Origin of the sequence: Actinotignum stranguriae (genome assembly GCF_051265215.1) — a bacterium.
Lineage (GTDB): Bacteria > Actinomycetota > Actinomycetes > Actinomycetales > Actinomycetaceae > Actinotignum > Actinotignum schaalii_C.
Window position 1 is genome coordinate 1 of sequence record NZ_JBOZCJ010000015.1, and the last position, 15795, is coordinate 15795.

General features: G+C 60.9%; 13 protein-coding genes. 9 read left to right on the top strand and 4 right to left on the bottom strand.

All coding sequences use genetic code 11. The features are described from left to right. The 4 genes from ACRQEG_RS06135 to ACRQEG_RS06150 all read left to right on the top strand — a co-directional run. Positions 1-573: hypothetical protein (locus ACRQEG_RS06135; RefSeq protein ID WP_435733818.1), on the top strand; the 573-nt coding region annotated here is incomplete at its 5' end. A gap of 41 nt (positions 574-614) precedes the next feature. Then, complete coding sequence (locus ACRQEG_RS06140; protein WP_126135454.1) at positions 615-956, top strand: DUF2516 family protein; 342 nt, start codon at positions 615-617, stop codon at positions 954-956. Between the two features lie 62 nt (positions 957-1018). Continuing rightward, entirely contained in the window at positions 1019-1486 is a 468-nt protein-coding gene (gene dtd, locus ACRQEG_RS06145) for a D-aminoacyl-tRNA deacylase (RefSeq protein ID WP_320753076.1), read from the top strand. 210 nt (positions 1487-1696) lie between these two features. Continuing rightward, on the top strand, positions 1697-4300 hold the full coding sequence (locus tag ACRQEG_RS06150) for an ATP-dependent Clp protease ATP-binding subunit (RefSeq protein WP_435733819.1): 2604 nt from the start codon (positions 1697-1699) through the stop codon (positions 4298-4300). Between the two features lie 112 nt (positions 4301-4412). Here the strand turns inward: ACRQEG_RS06150 and ACRQEG_RS06155 are convergent, their stop codons facing one another. The 4 genes from ACRQEG_RS06155 to xylB all read right to left on the bottom strand — a co-directional run bounded on the left by ACRQEG_RS06155 (position 4413) and on the right by xylB (position 8660). Beyond that, positions 4413-5336: a hypothetical protein gene (locus ACRQEG_RS06155; RefSeq protein ID WP_320757224.1), complete on the bottom strand. Its 924-nt coding sequence runs from the start codon at positions 5334-5336 to the stop codon at positions 4413-4415. After that, positions 5336-6010, bottom strand: a complete 675-nt coding sequence (locus ACRQEG_RS06160) for a DUF6318 family protein (RefSeq protein WP_435706343.1) — start codon at positions 6008-6010, stop codon at positions 5336-5338. The genes ACRQEG_RS06155 and ACRQEG_RS06160 overlap by 1 nt, the downstream gene beginning before the upstream one ends. A 92-nt stretch (positions 6011-6102) precedes the next feature. Next, positions 6103-7158 (bottom strand): aldose 1-epimerase, encoded by a 1056-nt coding sequence (locus ACRQEG_RS06165; RefSeq protein ID WP_320753074.1) that lies wholly within the window; start codon positions 7156-7158, stop codon positions 6103-6105. 56 nt (positions 7159-7214) lie between these two features. Continuing rightward, positions 7215-8660, bottom strand: coding sequence for a xylulokinase (gene xylB, locus ACRQEG_RS06170; RefSeq protein WP_320753073.1), 1446 nt, complete (start codon positions 8658-8660; stop codon positions 7215-7217). A 341-nt stretch (positions 8661-9001) separates the two neighbouring features. Here xylB and ACRQEG_RS06175 point away from each other — a divergent pair, with 341 nt between their 5' ends. The 5 genes from ACRQEG_RS06175 (at position 9002) to mmsB (ending at position 15754) form a co-directional block, all read left to right on the top strand. After that, on the top strand, positions 9002-10159 hold the full coding sequence (locus ACRQEG_RS06175; RefSeq protein ID WP_320753072.1) for an ROK family transcriptional regulator: 1158 nt from the start codon (positions 9002-9004) through the stop codon (positions 10157-10159). 214 nt (positions 10160-10373) lie between these two features. After that, a complete protein-coding gene (xylA, locus tag ACRQEG_RS06180; protein WP_320753071.1) occupies positions 10374-11537 on the top strand; it encodes a xylose isomerase in 1164 nt (387 codons plus the stop codon). 279 nt (positions 11538-11816) lie between these two features. Further along, the gene (gene chvE, locus ACRQEG_RS06185; protein WP_320753070.1) at positions 11817-12935 is read left to right on the top strand and encodes a multiple monosaccharide ABC transporter substrate-binding protein; all 1119 of its coding nucleotides are present in this window, start codon (positions 11817-11819) and stop codon (positions 12933-12935) included. 9 nt (positions 12936-12944) lie between these two features. Further along, on the top strand, positions 12945-14498 hold the full coding sequence (gene mmsA, locus ACRQEG_RS06190) for a multiple monosaccharide ABC transporter ATP-binding protein (RefSeq protein WP_320753069.1): 1554 nt from the start codon (positions 12945-12947) through the stop codon (positions 14496-14498). Beyond that, a complete protein-coding gene (gene mmsB, locus ACRQEG_RS06195; protein WP_320753068.1) occupies positions 14495-15754 on the top strand; it encodes a multiple monosaccharide ABC transporter permease in 1260 nt (419 codons plus the stop codon). The genes mmsA and mmsB overlap by 4 nt, the downstream gene beginning before the upstream one ends. Positions 15755-15795: the final 41 nt, after the last annotated feature.

The following is a 15795-nucleotide window of genomic DNA, read 5'->3' on the forward strand; positions in this document are numbered from 1 at the left end:
TACGAATGCCAGCAGCTGCGGGAACATCTGAATGACCATGAGGGCCAGCAGCCCGCCTTTGCGCCCCTGGAAGCGGATCCGTTCCGGGCGGCGCGCGCCGGGGCGGGCCTGACTGAGATATACGGACCTGGGGTAGCGGGCACCTGCGCATCCCGGGAAGTAGGCACTCGCGAATCCGGAGAAAGGAGCACCCGCCAGTTCGGCGGTGCCGGGCGGAGCCTGGCCTGCTTATATTTGGAAGGCCCGGACGCGGCCGACTTGCCTGAGGCCGGCACACCGGTACTTGCGGAGCGATCCGATGCCGTGAGTGCGAGCGGGGCGAGCGGGAATGCGGCGGGCGAAGCGGAAACGAATCAGCCTGATGGGGCGGTTGTGGGCCTGGTGCTATCGGCGGTGCGGCATTGGGAAGAAGGGCCGCTTGCCCTCGCGCTCATCAGGGAACCAGCGGCGCTGGGCGCGGTGCTGGTAGGAGAATTCCGCTGCGGCGTCGAACCTATTCCTCTGCCTACTCGCGCTCCCGTTGTGGTGACCATTCGTGACACCGGCGAAAAAAGTGTCGGAGGCCGTGACTAGAATGAGGGCGAGCACCACGCTCACCACGAGGACGGAGAACTATGAACCTAACAACCTTGCGGCTCGTCACAGATATCTGCAACGGGATATTTTTTGTGATCCAGCTGGCGATTCTCGCGTTTATGGTGTGGGCGCTAGTGGCTTGCCTGCGCCGCCCGGATGCGGATTTTCGCTATGCCCGCAAGGATAAGAAATTCTGGAGCGGGGTGCTGCTGGGTTGCGCTCTCGTCACGGGAATCGTGCTTTTCACACCCATTCGCCTACCTTTCCAGCCGTTCCTCATGCTCGGGGCGGCTTACGGTGCGCTCTACTATCTGGGTCCCGAAGAACAGCGGATGGGGCCGCGCCGCAGTTCGCGCGGGCGCGGGAAAGGGTCCTGGTAAAGCGGGGTAAGCGCAGGGCCTGAGCTGCGTCGTCGTACTACACGCACCACGAAGGAGGAAGAATGCGAGCAGTTATTCAGCGCGTCACGCGCGCATCCGTCACGGTGGACGGCAGCGTGATTTCGCAGATCGGCACGGGACTGTGCGTGCTCCTGGGCGTTACTCACGGGGATGGCGCCCCGGAAGTGGAGAAAATCGCACGGAAAATCGCGCAGCTGAAAGTACTGCGCGCCGCGGATGGCACTGATGAGCCGAATAATCGGCGCAGCGCGGAAGAAGCGCAGGCTCCCGTGCTGCTCGTTTCGCAATTCACTCTGTACGCGGATGTGCGCAAGGGCCGCAAGCCCTCATGGTCCAAAGCTGCCCCCGGGGAAATTGCCGATCCGCTCTATGAGGCGGTGGTGCGCGAATTGCGGGAGACCTACGGGCTGGAGGTAGCCACCGGGCAATTCGGGGCCATGATGGATGTGGAGCTCGTTAATGACGGCCCCTTTACGCTCCTGGTTGAGGTGGAACCGGCCAGCGCCTAACTCGCCGCAGCCCCCCACAATCCTAGGTCTAAAGGCCTAGGGATAGTGAAATAAGCTCAGAAATCTCATCAAGAACAGCGATTTCCGCGCTAATTCGGCTTTTTCCCTCAGCAAAATGTGAGCCACACACTCATGCCACTGGCGAACAGGGGACGGCTCCCGGGCCGCGGGCCGTTACTCTTTTAGAAGATTGCAAGTGCAAGGAGAGTTATGTTCGAAAGGTTCACTGACCGCGCCCGGCGAGTCATCGTGCTCGCGCAGGAAGAGGCACGGAACCTCAAGCACAACTACCTGGGGACCGAACATATCTTGCTCGGCCTCATTCGCGAGGGCGAAGGGGTGGCCGCAAAGGCCTTGGAAGCCCTGGGGGTGACGCTTGAGTCCGTCCGGACGCAGGTCATCGATATTATCGGCGAAGGCCAGGAACCACCCTCGGGTCATATTCCCTTCACGCCGCGCGCCAAGAAGGTCATTGAGTTCGCGATGCGTGAGGGGCTGCAGATGGGCCACTCCTATATCGGAACCGAACATCTCCTCCTCGGTCTCACCCGCGAAGCGGATGGTGTTGCCGCACAGGTCCTCATTAAGCTCGGTGCGGATATGCCCACCGTGCGCAACCAGGTCAGCCAGCTCATCTCCGGTTTCCAAGGTAAGGAAGCCGTTGGGGTGGGCGGGGGCCCGCGTGAAGGCACCAAGGCCGGCTCCACGATTCTGGATCAGTACGGGCGTAACCTCACGGCCGCCGCGCGCGATCACAAGCTTGATCCCGTGATCGGCCGGCATACCGGAACCGAGCGGGTTATGCAGGTCCTCTCCCGGCGCACCAAGAATAACCCGGTGCTGATCGGGGAACCCGGCGTGGGTAAAACCGCGGTGGTCGAAGGCCTGGCCCAGTCCATCGCCGCGGGTAACGTGCCGGAAACCCTCAAGGATAAGCAGCTGTATTCCCTGGATATGGGTTCCCTCGTGGCTGGTTCGCGCTACCGCGGCGACTTCGAGGAACGCATGAAGAAGATCCTCAAGGAAGTCAATACCCGCGGGGATATTATTCTGTTCATTGATGAAATCCACACCCTGGTGGGTGCGGGTGCCGCGGAAGGCGCCCTGGATGCCGCCTCGCTGCTCAAGCCGATGCTGGCCCGCGGGGAACTCCAGGTCATCGGGGCAACCACCCTCGATGAATACCGTAAGTACATTGAAAAGGATGCCGCGCTTGAGCGCCGCTTCCAGCCCATCCAGGTGGAACAACCCACCGTGGAACAAACCATTGATATTTTGCGTGGTTTGCGGGACCGGTACGAGTCCTACCACCGCGTGACTATTACCGACGACGCCCTGGAGGCGGCCGCCACCCTGGCGGATCGGTATATTAACGATCGCTTCCTTCCCGATAAGGCCATTGACCTCATCGACGAAGCGGGGGCGCGCCTGGCCATCCGTAAGATGACCGCGCCGCCGGAGCTGCGCGAGCTGGACGATAAGATCGCTTCCACGCGCCGCGCTAAGGAAGCGGCTATTGACGCCCAGGACTTTGAGAAGGCCGCTGGCCTGCGTGATGAAGAGCAGAAGCTCGGTGAAGAACGCGATGCCCGTGAGCAGGCTTGGAAGGACGGGGATATGGATGTCGTCTCGGTGGTGGATGAAGATCTCATCACCGAGGTGCTCTCCATGTCTACCGGTATCCCGGTCTTCAAGCTCACCGAAGCGGAGTCCGCGAAGTTGCTGCGTATGGAAGACGAGCTGCATAAGCGGGTTATCGGCCAGCATGAAGCCGTGACTGCGCTTTCCCAGGCAATTCGCCGTACCCGCGCGGGACTCAAGGACCCGAACCGCCCCGGTGGCTCTTTCATTTTCGCCGGGCCTACCGGTGTGGGTAAAACCGAGCTCGCCAAGGCGCTCGCGGAATTCCTTTTCGGGGATGAATCCGCGCTGATCACTTTGGACATGTCCGAATATTCGGAGAAGCACACCGTTTCGCGGCTCTTTGGTGCTCCTCCGGGATATGTGGGTTATGAAGAAGGCGGCCAGCTCACCGAGAAAGTGCGGCGCAAGCCTTTCTCCGTGGTGCTCTTTGACGAAATTGAGAAGGCCCACGCGGATCTCTTCAATTCTCTTCTCCAAATCTTGGAAGAAGGGCGCCTCACGGACTCGCAAGGTCGGGTGGTGGACTTTAAGAACACCATCATCATCATGACTACCAATTTGGGTACGAAGGATATCGCGAAGGGTGTGCAAACTGGTTTCCAGTTCGATGCCGATACCACGTCTTCCTACGAGCGCATGAAGACGAAGGTTGCGGAAGAACTCAAGAACAACTTCCGGCCCGAATTCCTCAACCGCGTGGATGACATTATCGTCTTCCCGCAGCTTGTCCGCCCGGAAATCCTCCAGATTGTGGATCTGATGATCGGCAAGCTGGATAAGCGCCTGCGGGATCAGAACCTGTCGATCGCCCTGACAAAGGATGCGAAGGAACTCTTGGCGGATCGTGGTTACGATCCGGTGCTCGGGGCACGCCCGCTGCGCCGCGCCATCCAGCGTGACGTGGAAGATGTGCTCTCCGAGAAGCTGCTCTATGGCGAATTCGCCAAGGGGGACATCATCGTGGTGGATGTGGACAAGGAAAATATTCCGATGTCCTTCACCTTCACCGGCCAGTCGCCCGACCAGCCGCTACCGGATGGTGTGATCGAAGCCGAAGAACCGGCGCAAATGGAAGGCCTGGCTTCCGGGGTGAATACTCGCCCCAGCGGCGGGTCGGTAGCCGGTGCCGGCGCGCCGACTTCCGGAGGTGGCCTGGCCGCAGCGAACTAGGATTGCTGCGTCCCAAGCAGGGCCGCGAGCTAAAGCCTCACACTAGGGGCGGCCACGCTCAGGCACCGGCTAAGGCCGCGAGCAAGGACTAGCTGATACCGAGAGCTCGAAGCTAACCAATCAGGTGCGCTTCGAGCTCTCGCGTTATCACCGGGGCTGTTTCGGAGCGGGTAGTGAGCAACTCCGATACCGTGCGGCGCTGCCCGGCAACGGTGTAGTGCACCTCCCACTCCATGACGAGCGTGGCTTTCACCTCCTTATTGGCCTGGCGGTAGATGACTTCCGTAAAGGGCTGGCGGGCCGGGATGAGCTGTGCTGAGTGAGCGGGGAGCGAGCCGCTGGGCGCGACGTTTCCGGAGTTTCTTGCGGCCGTGCTTTCCGCGCCGGGCACCTCCCAAGTTGCCCGCACGGGAATCAGATCAATAACAACCTCCGCGCCGAGCACTACAACCGGATGCCGTTGAGCCGGAGCGGAATAATGCAGGCGAACGGGGTAGTTGATCGCCACCCAGCCGCGCGCCGGTTCCATCCACGCCTCGGTGCTCGCTACCGCAATCCGGATACTTTCCGTATGGATAAGCCTCTCCAGCTGCGCGGCGGTGGGAGGCGCTCCCGCTTGAGTGCCGGCCGGCGGAGTGCCATTACCCAGTATCCAACTGAGAATTCCTGCCGCGCCGCGTACATGGCCCGGTAGAGAAGCATCACGCACCGCGGCTACTAGTGCACTGCGCGACCACGGCAGGCCATAAGGCCCGCTGGAGAGTCCGGCGCTCCCGCTGGCAAGGGCACCTGAGCTTGATGACACTCCGGCTGGCTCGCCGGGAGAACGCCTGGTGTAACTAACCTGACCTTCCACGGTCACTCCGCCGGCATCGGTGCGGGCGGAGTAAATACGCTCCTCGGTATCCGCATATTCGCGGGCGAGGGCCGGAGCGCTCACCGTGCACGAACCAAGACATATTACTATGACCACGCCTACGATGAAGGCGCGCAGGAACCAGCGCGGCCTGAACCTGGGGTTGGTGTATGGCCTCATCACACGCCTCCATCCAAAATGTCGTCGTTCATCCCCACCGCATCGACGATCCAGTTACCGCCCGAGCGGAAAATCCGCATGGTCACAAAGAATTCTTCGGCACGATCTGTTTTTTCGGCGCCCTTGCGGTTCATCACTGGATTGGGTGGATGGGAAACGGAGAACTGCACGGTATAAGCGGCTATGGAATCATTCCAGCGCCCCCGCGCATCGCTAAAACTAAAAACGGTGGCTTGCCGGGGCCGGAAATCAGTTTCTTCACGTTTAGCGATCTGGTGTTGGCACCAATCGCATTGTTCCCCGGCCAGCGGGGAGAGGGGCGCGATATCGCCGGTGATAGTTGCGTAATCGAGGAGGGTGAAAAGATATTGCCCGGCCGCGATGGCTCCCGCTACGGAATCTTCGGACATCTGGGCGGGTGGTGCGGGCACTGGAATCTGGACCGGCCAGGTGAGGGGAGAGGATGGGGGAACCGAGGGCGCGACAGAGCCAGAACTGATGGTAGACGAAGGTGAGTTCGCAGCGGGTGGGGCGGAGCTAGCGGCTGGCATTCCGGAAAAGTCACCGGGGGAGAGCCCAGGGGGAGGCGCGCCTGCCCCCGCCCCACAGCTGCTGAGAAGGAAACAGAGGCTGGCAAGAATTCCGGCACGGCGCCCGGTTATGAGTACGTTCATGGCGCCACGTTAACAGCCGCCTTGCACCCGCCCAGAGCCTATCCACAGGAGGACTCGTAGCGGCGTGTCATCCACAGCTTGTGCCGGCTCAGCTACGCGGTACCCGCCGCCGTCACCACAACCCGCGCTTCGAGCTCACGGCACGCTCCCGGCTCGAGTAGCATCGCACTGCCTTCGGCCCGATTGAAAGCATTGGGGAGTGCCTGGCACGGCTCTATGGCCACCGCGCGACCGGCATCGCGCGCCAGCCCGGAGCCAGCAAAAATATGGAAGTTCTTGGAAGACCAACTCCCCAGGCGTGCCCACAGGGCTACTTCGCGATCCCCGGTGTGTAGGCGCGCCACATTCCAGCTAGTCCCGGCGCCACCGTTTCCGTCCGCACTACCGTCCGCCCCTCCGCCAGCCCCGGCCGCACCCGCATCCGGCCCGGCGTCATCGGCAAGCTGCGCGTAGGCCCAATCCGTGGCAGGGTCGATGGGGGAGTCCGCGAGCGGCTCACACGGCGCGAAAGCGCCGGCGCCGTCGTACGGAATAAGCGTGGTATCGGTGGCGATACGCGCGCGGCAGTCTAGGCTCAGGCGTGCCTCCGCCAGCGGACCGGCGAGCCGGAAATACGGATGCCAGCCGAGAGCGACCGGGGCCGCTACCTCGCTGAGATTCTCGGCGCGCAGACGTACGTGCAAGGAACCGTCAGCACCAATGCTGTAAACAATGTTTACGGCAAGCTCGAAAGGGTAAACACTGTTCGCAGCCACGCGGGTAGCGAACTCAAGGGCACCGTTATCCGCGCGGATTACCTCGAATTCCCGGGTGGTGACCAGACCGTGCAGGCCCGGTTCCGTATCGGGAAGCGGCGCCGGCACATTGTGAACGCCGTTTACTGGAACCTCGACGTGGAGGCGAGCGCGCACGGCGGCGTCGTCACCACGATAGAGCGCGGCGGCGTAGCGCCCCGCGCGGATGCGATTGGACCACGGCACCAGCACGGCACTGCGGAAACCGTTGAGCTCACGCAGCTCAGCGGGGTCACGGTAGCCGTCGATGATCTCGGTATCGCCGAGGCGATAGCTGAGCAGGGTAGCGCCGCGAGTGGCCGCGCGCAGCGTAACGGTGCGGCCCGCGCACACGCGTTCAGTGGTGACGATCATGGTTCTTCTTTCTCGTAGTCCCGGATACGACGACGCCGCAGCTGCGGGTGCCTTCCTTAGCTTCCCACGTTCTCCAGGGTACGCGCCAAAGTCTGGTAGGCGGGCCAGGCCGGGTTTCCGGGGCGGGGAGTAAAACGGGCGGTGATGCGTGGAGCCCAGGCCGCTGCGGGGCAGTCGAGGCCCGCCACTCGAGCCGCTTGGTAGGCCGCGCCCTTAGCCACATATTCACCCGGCTCGGGTAGTGCGAGAGGAATCTCAAGTACGTCCGCGAGAATCTGCACGAGCACTCGCGATTGGGCACCCCCACCAATGAGCATGGCGTTATCGATAGTAATGCCCCCGGCCCGCAGTGCCTCGAGGGCACCGCGCATGAGGCAGGCCAGGCCTTCGTAGGCGGCGCGGGCCAGATTCGCACGGGTGAAATTCGCGGCTGTCAAACCGCCCAGGTGGGCGCGGGCGGAGGGAAGATTCGGGGTGCGCTCGCCCAGGAAATAGGGGATCAGGGTAATGCCACCCGCGCCTGGCGCGGCGGTTTCGGCCAGCTCACCGAGCTCCTCAAAAGAAACATCGAGAATGCTACGGAAATAGTCCTGAATGAGGGAGCCGTTGAGGGTGCAGGCGAGTGGCAGCCACTGCCCGTTTGCATCGGAAAAACCGGTGACACCCGAGCTGGCATCCTGAACCGGATGATCGGAGACCGTAGCGATCACCCCGGAGGTTCCGATGGAGAGTGACGCTTGCCCTCCGCGCAGGCCCAAACCGAGCGCGGCACCCGCATTATCCCCGGCGCCCGGGCCAATAGGAATCGCGCGGGCAGCACTCCCGCTGCTCAGCCATGGCGCACCAAGAGTACCCACCCTCTCGAAAGGCCCGGCGATGCGCGGCAGGATAATCGCGCGCGCGGCGGATTCCGGAATTCGCAAAGCCGCGGCGAGGATATCGTAGCGGTACTTGTCGGTGGTGCAATCCACGTACCCGGTACCGGAGGCATCCGAGCGGTCAGTGGCAAGATCGCGCAGATCGGTGGAGCCGGAAAGCTTCCAGGTTAGCCAATCGTGAGGCAGGCAGATTGCCCGAATTCGCGCGGCATTCTCCGGCTCGGCATCGGCGAGGTAACGCAGCTTTGTGACGGTGAGGGAGGCAACCGGGACGGAGCCTGTTGCCCGCGCCCAAAACTCCCGCCCAAATTCTTCCGTGAGTGCTTCGGCTGCGGGTGCGGATTTGGTGTCGTTCCACAATAGCGCGGGGCGAATAATTTCCCCGCGCTCGTCCAGGGCTACCAGGCCGTGCTGCTGGCCACCCACGGCGATGCCGGAAATATCGTTGAGCCCGCCGGCCTCGGCGATCGCGCTGCGCAGCGCGTCAAGCCAGGAATGCGGATCAACTTCGGTTCCGTTCGGGTGGGGGGCCTTGCCCTGCCGTACAATCTGCGCGGTTTCGGTATCGATAATGAGGACTTTGGTGGATTGGGTGGAGCTATCGACTCCGGCGACGAGTGGCATATTCTCTCCTAGTAGTGAGCGGCGTGACAGCGGTGTCGCGCCCCGGGCTGGCACGGAGGAAAGGGGTGAGATAGCGCCGGATAATTCGCCCGGCGTGCACCACTCCGTGTATTTGTTCTTAAGTAAAACTAATGCGGGGGTGGGGGAGTGTCAAGGGTTTCTGTTATGCTCCGGCCCGCATTCGGTGGTGTGGCTCTGCCCCGCGCCTGCACGGGCCCCGCAATCATCGGCGCGGCTCCACTATGATAAATGAGATGCACGAGGGGCGAGTGTGTAAAGGTTGAGCAGGCAGAGAGGTTGGGGGCGTGACCAAAACTGGGAAAACACCGCAGAGTTTGAGGGTGGAAAACACCAAAACGGTGCTGGCGTCCGTTTTGGATAGTCCGGAACCGCCCTCGCGCGCCCAGCTCGCCACCCGTACCGGTCTCACCCGGGCTACCGTGTCCCGCCTTGTCGATTACCTCTTGGAGGTCAATCTCATTGAGGAGCTGCCCCCGGTGCGCCCGCACGTGGGTCGGCCCGCTAATCCCCTGATCGCGAAGGGGCGGACCATGGTGATGATCGGCATGGAAGTGAACCTCGCCTACCTTTCTGTCGTGGTCATGGACCTGGCCGGCAATATCCTTTTTACCGCGGTGGATCAGCGCGATTCCCGCCAGGCCTCCCCGCAGCTCATCTGTGAGATGCTTGGTGAGATGCTGGGGCGCTGGTCCCGACCGCGCAGCACCACCGTTCTGGGGGCGGGGTTGTGTGTTCCCGGCTTGGTGGATCGCAGCCGCGGCGTCGTGGTGACCGCCCCGAATCTCGGCTGGGCTGATGTTGATATAGCGGGTCAGCTGAGTACTACAATCGGGGCTCTCGGCCGGGTGATCGTTGTCAACGAAGCGGATGCTGCCGCGTACGGGGTGCTCTACCAGCGTCCCGGGGCTCTCTCGGCCACCCGCGATTTTATTTATGTTTCCGGCGAGGTGGGTATCGGCGCCGCCGTCGTTGCCGGGGGATCGGTATTTGAAGGAACGCACGGCTGGGCCGGGGAATTTGGCCACATGTGCGTGGAACGCTCCGGGCCGCGCTGCGGTTGCGGATCTAATGGGTGCTTGGAGCAGTACGTGGGTCAAGATGCGCTTTTGCGGAACGCCGGATTGCCGCGAGAAGCGGGCGTGGGTGAACTCATAGAAAGGTTCGACGCCGGGGATGCTGGTGTGAGAGATGCTGTTGATCTGGCCGCTGTATCCCTCGGATCGGCTCTCGCGAATGCGCTCAACCTCCTTGATCTCGATACGGTGGTCTTCGGGGGCAACTTCGCCCTTCTCTACCCGCGCCTGGAGATGATTCTGCGCTCCGAACTTAAATACCGGGTGCTGGCATCGCGCTGGAAGGATATCGAATTGCTTGTTGATGAACGCGGGAATACCGCCGCGGCCATTGGGATCTGTCTCCAGCATTTTGAGATTTTCCTCAGTGATCCCAACTCCTGGTTGGAACAGGTTCTCTCCTAAAGAGTCCGCGTTTGCCCGGGCCGCGCTCGCCTCACTATCCCGTCCGCGGTAGTGTGCACCCACTTTGTTTGTGCATAAAACTAATCGGGAGCCAAGGTGTGCTACGAAATTTTCCGGGTGAGATTTACCTTATAGCTATTGACACCGTATGCTCCCTGAATTAGTTTTGGAAGTGAACAAAGTAGTTGTTCATCAGCATAAAGGAGTGCATACGATGAGAAAGCCTACAAAAGAAGATAAGTTCTCCTTCGGTCTGTGGACCGTGGGGTGGACCGGAACCGATCCCTTCGGCGGGGATTCCCGCCCGGCCCTCGATCCGTGGGTCTATACGGAAAAGCTTGCCGAACTGGGCGCCTGGGGCATCACCTTCCACGACAATGACGTTTTCGCTTTCGACGCCAGCGACGCTGAGCGTGCCGAGCGGGTTGGCAAGGTCAAGGAAGCGGCCGATGCCAATGGCCTGACCATCGAAATGGTCACCACGAACACCTTCTCCCACCCCATCTTCAAGGACGGCGGCTTCACCAATAACGACCGTTCGATCCGGCGCTTCGGGCTCCAGAAGATCCTGCGCAACGTGGATCTGGCCGCGGAAGTTGGAGCCACCACCTTCGTGATGTGGGGCGGGCGCGAGGGCACCGAATACGATTCCTCCAAGGATCTCAATGCCGCGTTCGAACGCTACAAGGAAGGCCTGGACACGGTAGCCGGCTACATTAAGGAGAAGGGCTACGATCTCAAGATTGGCCTGGAACCCAAGCCGAACGAACCGCGCGGTGATATTTTCCTGCCTACCATCGGCCATGCCCTCGGTATTATTGCCGAGCTGGATAATGGCGATATCGTCGGCCTTAACCCGGAAACCGGGCACGAGCAGATGGCCGGCCTCAATTACACCCACGGGCTGGCCCAGGCACTCAATGCTGGCAAGCTCTTCCATATCGACCTCAACGGTCAGGCCGGCCCCCGCTATGACCAGGACAAGTGCTTCGGCCATGGCGATCTGGCCTCCGCCTTCTTCACGGTGGATTTGTTGGTCAACGGCTTTTCCAATGGCGGCCCGCGCTACGAGGGCCCCATTCACTTCGATTACAAGCCCTCGCGCACCGAAGGTATGGAAGGCGTGTGGGAATCCGCGGCCGCGAATATGGAAATGTACCTCATGCTCGCGGAGAAAGCGAAGGCCTTCCGTGCCGACCCACGCACCCAGGAAATCATGGAAGCTGCCTCGGTTCCCGAACTGGCCGAACCGACCGTGGCCGAAGGTGAGAGCCTGGATGATGTGCGGGCGGAGAAGTTCGACGTCGCAGCCCTCGCCGCGCGCGAATACCACTACGTTGAGCTCTACCAGCAGGCCATGCGCCACCTTATTGGCTAAGCTCCGCAGGGAGGTGAGCTGCCAAATATAAGCTCATCTCCCGGCTGTAACTGTGCCCCGGTTGGTGGGGGTGAGGTGCGATCCGCAGCTCCCCCCACCTCACGCCGGGCTCACCGCGCAGATTGTCCACGCCTACTCCGGTGTGCCGTGCCTGCCGGGCCCGCGCGCCGTCCGCGCCTGAATCCACCGCGGACATATATACAGGCGCTTTCGAATTGACGATAGCGTGAGCTGCGCCGTCGTTCCCCAACACTTCTCACACAGAGCAAGGAGGCTCCGGTGAAGATTTCCCTGAAGAAAATAACCGCGATGATCACGGGGATGTTCCTCGTGCTTGCCACCGCAGCCGGGTGCTCCGCCACGCGAAGCGATGAGTACTACGGTCGCAGCGGTGGTGGCACCATCGGCATTTCCATGCCTTCCAAGTCCCTGGAACGCTGGTCGCGTGACGGTGACTACCTGCAAAAGCAATTGCAGGATATGGGATATAAGACTTCGATGCAGTACGCCGATAATAAGGTGGAGCAGCAGATCTCCCAGATACAAAATATGATTAACGAAGGCCCGGCGGTCATTATTGTGGCGTCGATTGACGGTTCGGCCCTCGCGCCGGTGCTCGCCCAGGCCAAGCAGGCCGGTATTAAGGTCATTGCTTATGACCGCCTCATCCGTGATACCGATGCGGTTTCCTACTACGTGACTTTCGATAATTACCGCGTGGGGCAGATGCAGGGCGAATATATCGTCAAGGAACTCGGCCTGGACCAGGGCAAGGGCCCCTTCAATTTCGAGCCTTTCTCCGGTTCCCCGGACGATAATAACGCGCGCTACTTCTTCGAAGGTGCTTGGGATCAGCTCAAGCCTTACCTCGATAAGGGGCAGCTCAAGGTTCCCTCGGGTAAAGCGCCCGCGAATGTGGCCGATTGGCAGTCCATCGGTATTCAGGCGTGGATGGCACCCACCGCACAAGCCGAAATGGAAACACGCCTTAATTCCTTCTACCGTGGCGGCACGCGGGTGGATGCGGTGCTCGCCCCCAATGACGCACTGGCGCTGGGTATCACCCAGGCACTCGACGCGGATGGCTATACGCAGGACACCTGGCCGGTTCTTACCGGGCAGGACGCGGACCAGGCCAATGTTACGAATATCGTCAAGGGCCGCCAGTCCATGACCGTGTGGAAGGATACCCGCAAGCTCGCCGATCAGGCCGCCCTCATGGTAGACCAGATCGTCAAGGGTGAAGAGGTGACCGTCAACGACACCGAAACCTATGAAAACGGCATGATGGTTGTTCCCACCTACCTGCTCGAACCGGTGGTTATTAACGCGGAGAACGCCCGTGAAAAGCTGGTGGATTCCGGATACTACTCGGCTATCGAGATCGGCCTCGAGTAGGGGGACACCATGTATTCAGATGAGAATATTTTGGAGATGCGCGGAATCGTCAAGGACTTTTCCGGTGTGCGCGCTCTCGACGACGTGACTCTCAATGTCAAACGCGGGGAAATCCACGCGATTTGCGGGGAGAACGGCGCCGGGAAATCCACTCTCATGAAGGTGCTCTCTGGCGTGTGGCCGCACGGAACGTACGAGGGAGAGATTATTTACGATCATGAGCCGGTCACGTTCTCCACCATTAAGGATTCAGAACGTTCCGGAATCGTGATTATCCACCAGGAGCTGGCGCTCTCGCCCTTCCTCTCGGTGGCGGAAAATATTTTCCTCGGTTCCGAGATCACCCGTTTCGGGGCTATCGACTGGAATAAAACAAATGATCGCGCCGCGATCCTGCTGGCCAAAGTGGGCCTCGACGTCGACCCCACCACCGAAGTGGTGGATCTGGGCGTGGGCAAACAACAGCTGGTAGAAATCGCTAAAGCGCTGTCCAAGAACGTCAAGCTGCTCATTCTTGATGAGCCCACCGCGGCTCTCAATGATGACGATTCCGAACACCTGCTCAACCTCATGCGCCAGCTCCAGGCGCAGGGCGTTTCCCAGATCATTATTTCCCATAAGCTCAACGAGATCGCGGACATTGCCGATAACGTCACGATTATTCGCGACGGTCACACGGTGGGAACCTGGCCCATGAAGGGTGAAGGTGCCATTAGTGAAGCGGAAATTATCCGCCATATGGTGGGCCGCGAGCTGACCAACCGCTACCCGGAGCACACCCCGAACGTGGGGGAGATGCTCCTGGAGGTGGAAGACTGGACCGCCTACCATCCCCTCGATACCGGGCGGAAAGTGGTGGACGGCGCCGCTATTAACGTGCGGGCCGGGGAGATCGTGGGTATTGCCGGACTCATGGGAGCCGGGCGCACCGAACTAGCCATGAGCCTCTTCGGGCATTCCTACGGGACCAAGATCTCCGGGACGGTGCGTATGCACGGCCAGGAAGTCGATACCTCCACCGTGGGCAAGGCTATTAAGGCGGGTATTGCCTACGTTCCCGAAGACCGCAAGAGCTTGGGGCTCAACCTCATCCAGGATGTGCAACTCAATGTCACCTCCGCTGCGCTGCGCAAACTCGTACGGGGTGGTGTGATCGATGAACATGAAGAAACCCGGGTGGTGGATGGTTACCGAAAATCAATGCGGATTAAAACCTCCTCGAACCGGGCACTGGTTTCCTCACTTTCGGGTGGAAACCAGCAGAAGGTGGTGCTCTCCAAGTGGATGTACACCGATCCGGAGCTCCTCATTTTGGATGAACCGACGCGCGGTATTGACGTCGGCGCGAAATATGAAATCTACCAAATCATTAACGAATTAGCGGACCAGGGCAAGGGTGTTCTGGTGATTTCCTCCGAGCTTCCCGAATTGTTGGGAATCTGCGACCGCATTTACACACTCAACGCCGGAAAAGTCACGGGCTGCTTCGCGCGCGAAGACGCGAGCCAGGAAAAGCTCATGAGCTACATGGCCGGTGATCGTATGGAAGGACAGGCAGCATGAGCGAGAAACCTGAGGTAACCACACGCGCTGTTCCCGCGGTGCGTGCACCCAAGAAATCCGAGGATCCGGCCACCGCCAACCGCGCCGGCGCCAAAGTGGGCGGTATTAACCTACGCCAGTATGGCATTTTGCTGGCCCTCGTTATTATTATTTTGCTTTTCCAGGTTCTCACGAAGGGCCTGCTCCTCGCCCCGAATAACGTGGCCTCCCTGATCCAGCAGAATGCCTACGTGCTTATTTTGACCATCGGTATGACGATCGTCATTATTGCTCGGCATATTGACCTCTCGGTCGGCTCGGTGGTGGCTTTCGTGGGTGGTGTTGTGGCACTCATGATGGATTCTATGGGCTGGTCCTGGCCGGTCGCGGTGGTGGCCGGGCTTATTATCGGCGCGCTTATCGGCTGCTGGCAGGGCTTCTGGGTTGCCTACGTGGGCATCCCCGCCTTCATCGTGACGTTGGGCGGCATGCTCATTTTCCGCGGCCTGGCCATTGTATTGGTGGAACGTACTATTTCCGGCCTGCCCGGTGGTTTCGTCTCCATCGCGAATGGCTCGCTACCCAATTGGCTCGGTTTCTTCACCCCGAGCTTCCTGCGCGATTGTGATGTGCTCACTCTCCTCATCGGTCTGCTGGCCGTGGCGGGTATGCTGGTCAGCGCGCTGCGCAAGCGTCGGGCCCGGGCGCGCGGGGGAGCCCCGCTCGAATCCGCGGCGAGCTTCTGGATCCGCAATCTCATCCTCGCGGTCGGCATTATGGCGGTTGCCTACGTGCTCTCGCTCTCGGCCGGCGGCACCCCGATTGTGCTCGTTATTATCGGCGTGCTCGTGATGATTTACGCCTTCGTCATGAACCGCACCGTTTTCGGCCGGCACGTCTACGCCGTGGGCGGCAACCTGGAAGCCGCGAAGCTTTCCGGTGTCAACACCAAACGGGTGGACTTCCTCGTCTTCGTCAATATGGGCGTGCTGTCCGCGCTCGCGGGTATTGTGACGACGTCGCGCGCGGGTGCGGCCGTGGCCACCGCCGGAAACGGCTACGAACTGGATGCCATCGCCGCGGCCTTTATCGGCGGGGTGGCGGTCACCGGTGGGCGTGGGCGGCTCTCCGGCGCTATTATCGGTGCCTTTATTATGGGCGTGCTCAATATGGGCCTCTCCATTCTCAACGTTGATTCTGCCTGGCAGCAGTCCATTAAGGGCCTCGTGGTTATTCTTGCCGTCGCTTTCGATATGGTTGCTAATCGCAAGAAATAATCTCCGGAATTGCACTCCTCCGGGGTCGTGCGGGGCGGGTA

Bases quoted from the DNA above. Each gene is read 5' to 3' on its own strand.
- dtd (WP_320753076.1), top strand. From the start codon at position 1,019: ATGCGAGCAGTTATTCAGCGCGTCACGCGCGCATCCGTCACGGTGGAC.
- ACRQEG_RS06150 (WP_435733819.1), top strand. From the start codon at position 1,697: ATGTTCGAAAGGTTCACTGACCGCGCCCGGCGAGTCATCGTGCTCGCG.
- xylA (WP_320753071.1), top strand. From the start codon at position 10,374: ATGAGAAAGCCTACAAAAGAAGATAAGTTCTCCTTCGGTCTGTGGACC.
- ACRQEG_RS06165 (WP_320753074.1), bottom strand. From the start codon at position 7,158: ATGATCGTCACCACTGAACGCGTGTGCGCGGGCCGCACCGTTACGCTG.
- ACRQEG_RS06160 (WP_435706343.1), bottom strand. From the start codon at position 6,010: ATGAACGTACTCATAACCGGGCGCCGTGCCGGAATTCTTGCCAGCCTC.
- mmsA (WP_320753069.1), top strand. From the start codon at position 12,945: ATGTATTCAGATGAGAATATTTTGGAGATGCGCGGAATCGTCAAGGAC.
- xylB (WP_320753073.1), bottom strand. From the start codon at position 8,660: ATGCCACTCGTCGCCGGAGTCGATAGCTCCACCCAATCCACCAAAGTC.
- mmsB (WP_320753068.1), top strand. From the start codon at position 14,495: ATGAGCGAGAAACCTGAGGTAACCACACGCGCTGTTCCCGCGGTGCGT.
- ACRQEG_RS06140 (WP_126135454.1), top strand. From the start codon at position 615: ATGAACCTAACAACCTTGCGGCTCGTCACAGATATCTGCAACGGGATA.
- ACRQEG_RS06155 (WP_320757224.1), bottom strand. From the start codon at position 5,336: ATGAGGCCATACACCAACCCCAGGTTCAGGCCGCGCTGGTTCCTGCGC.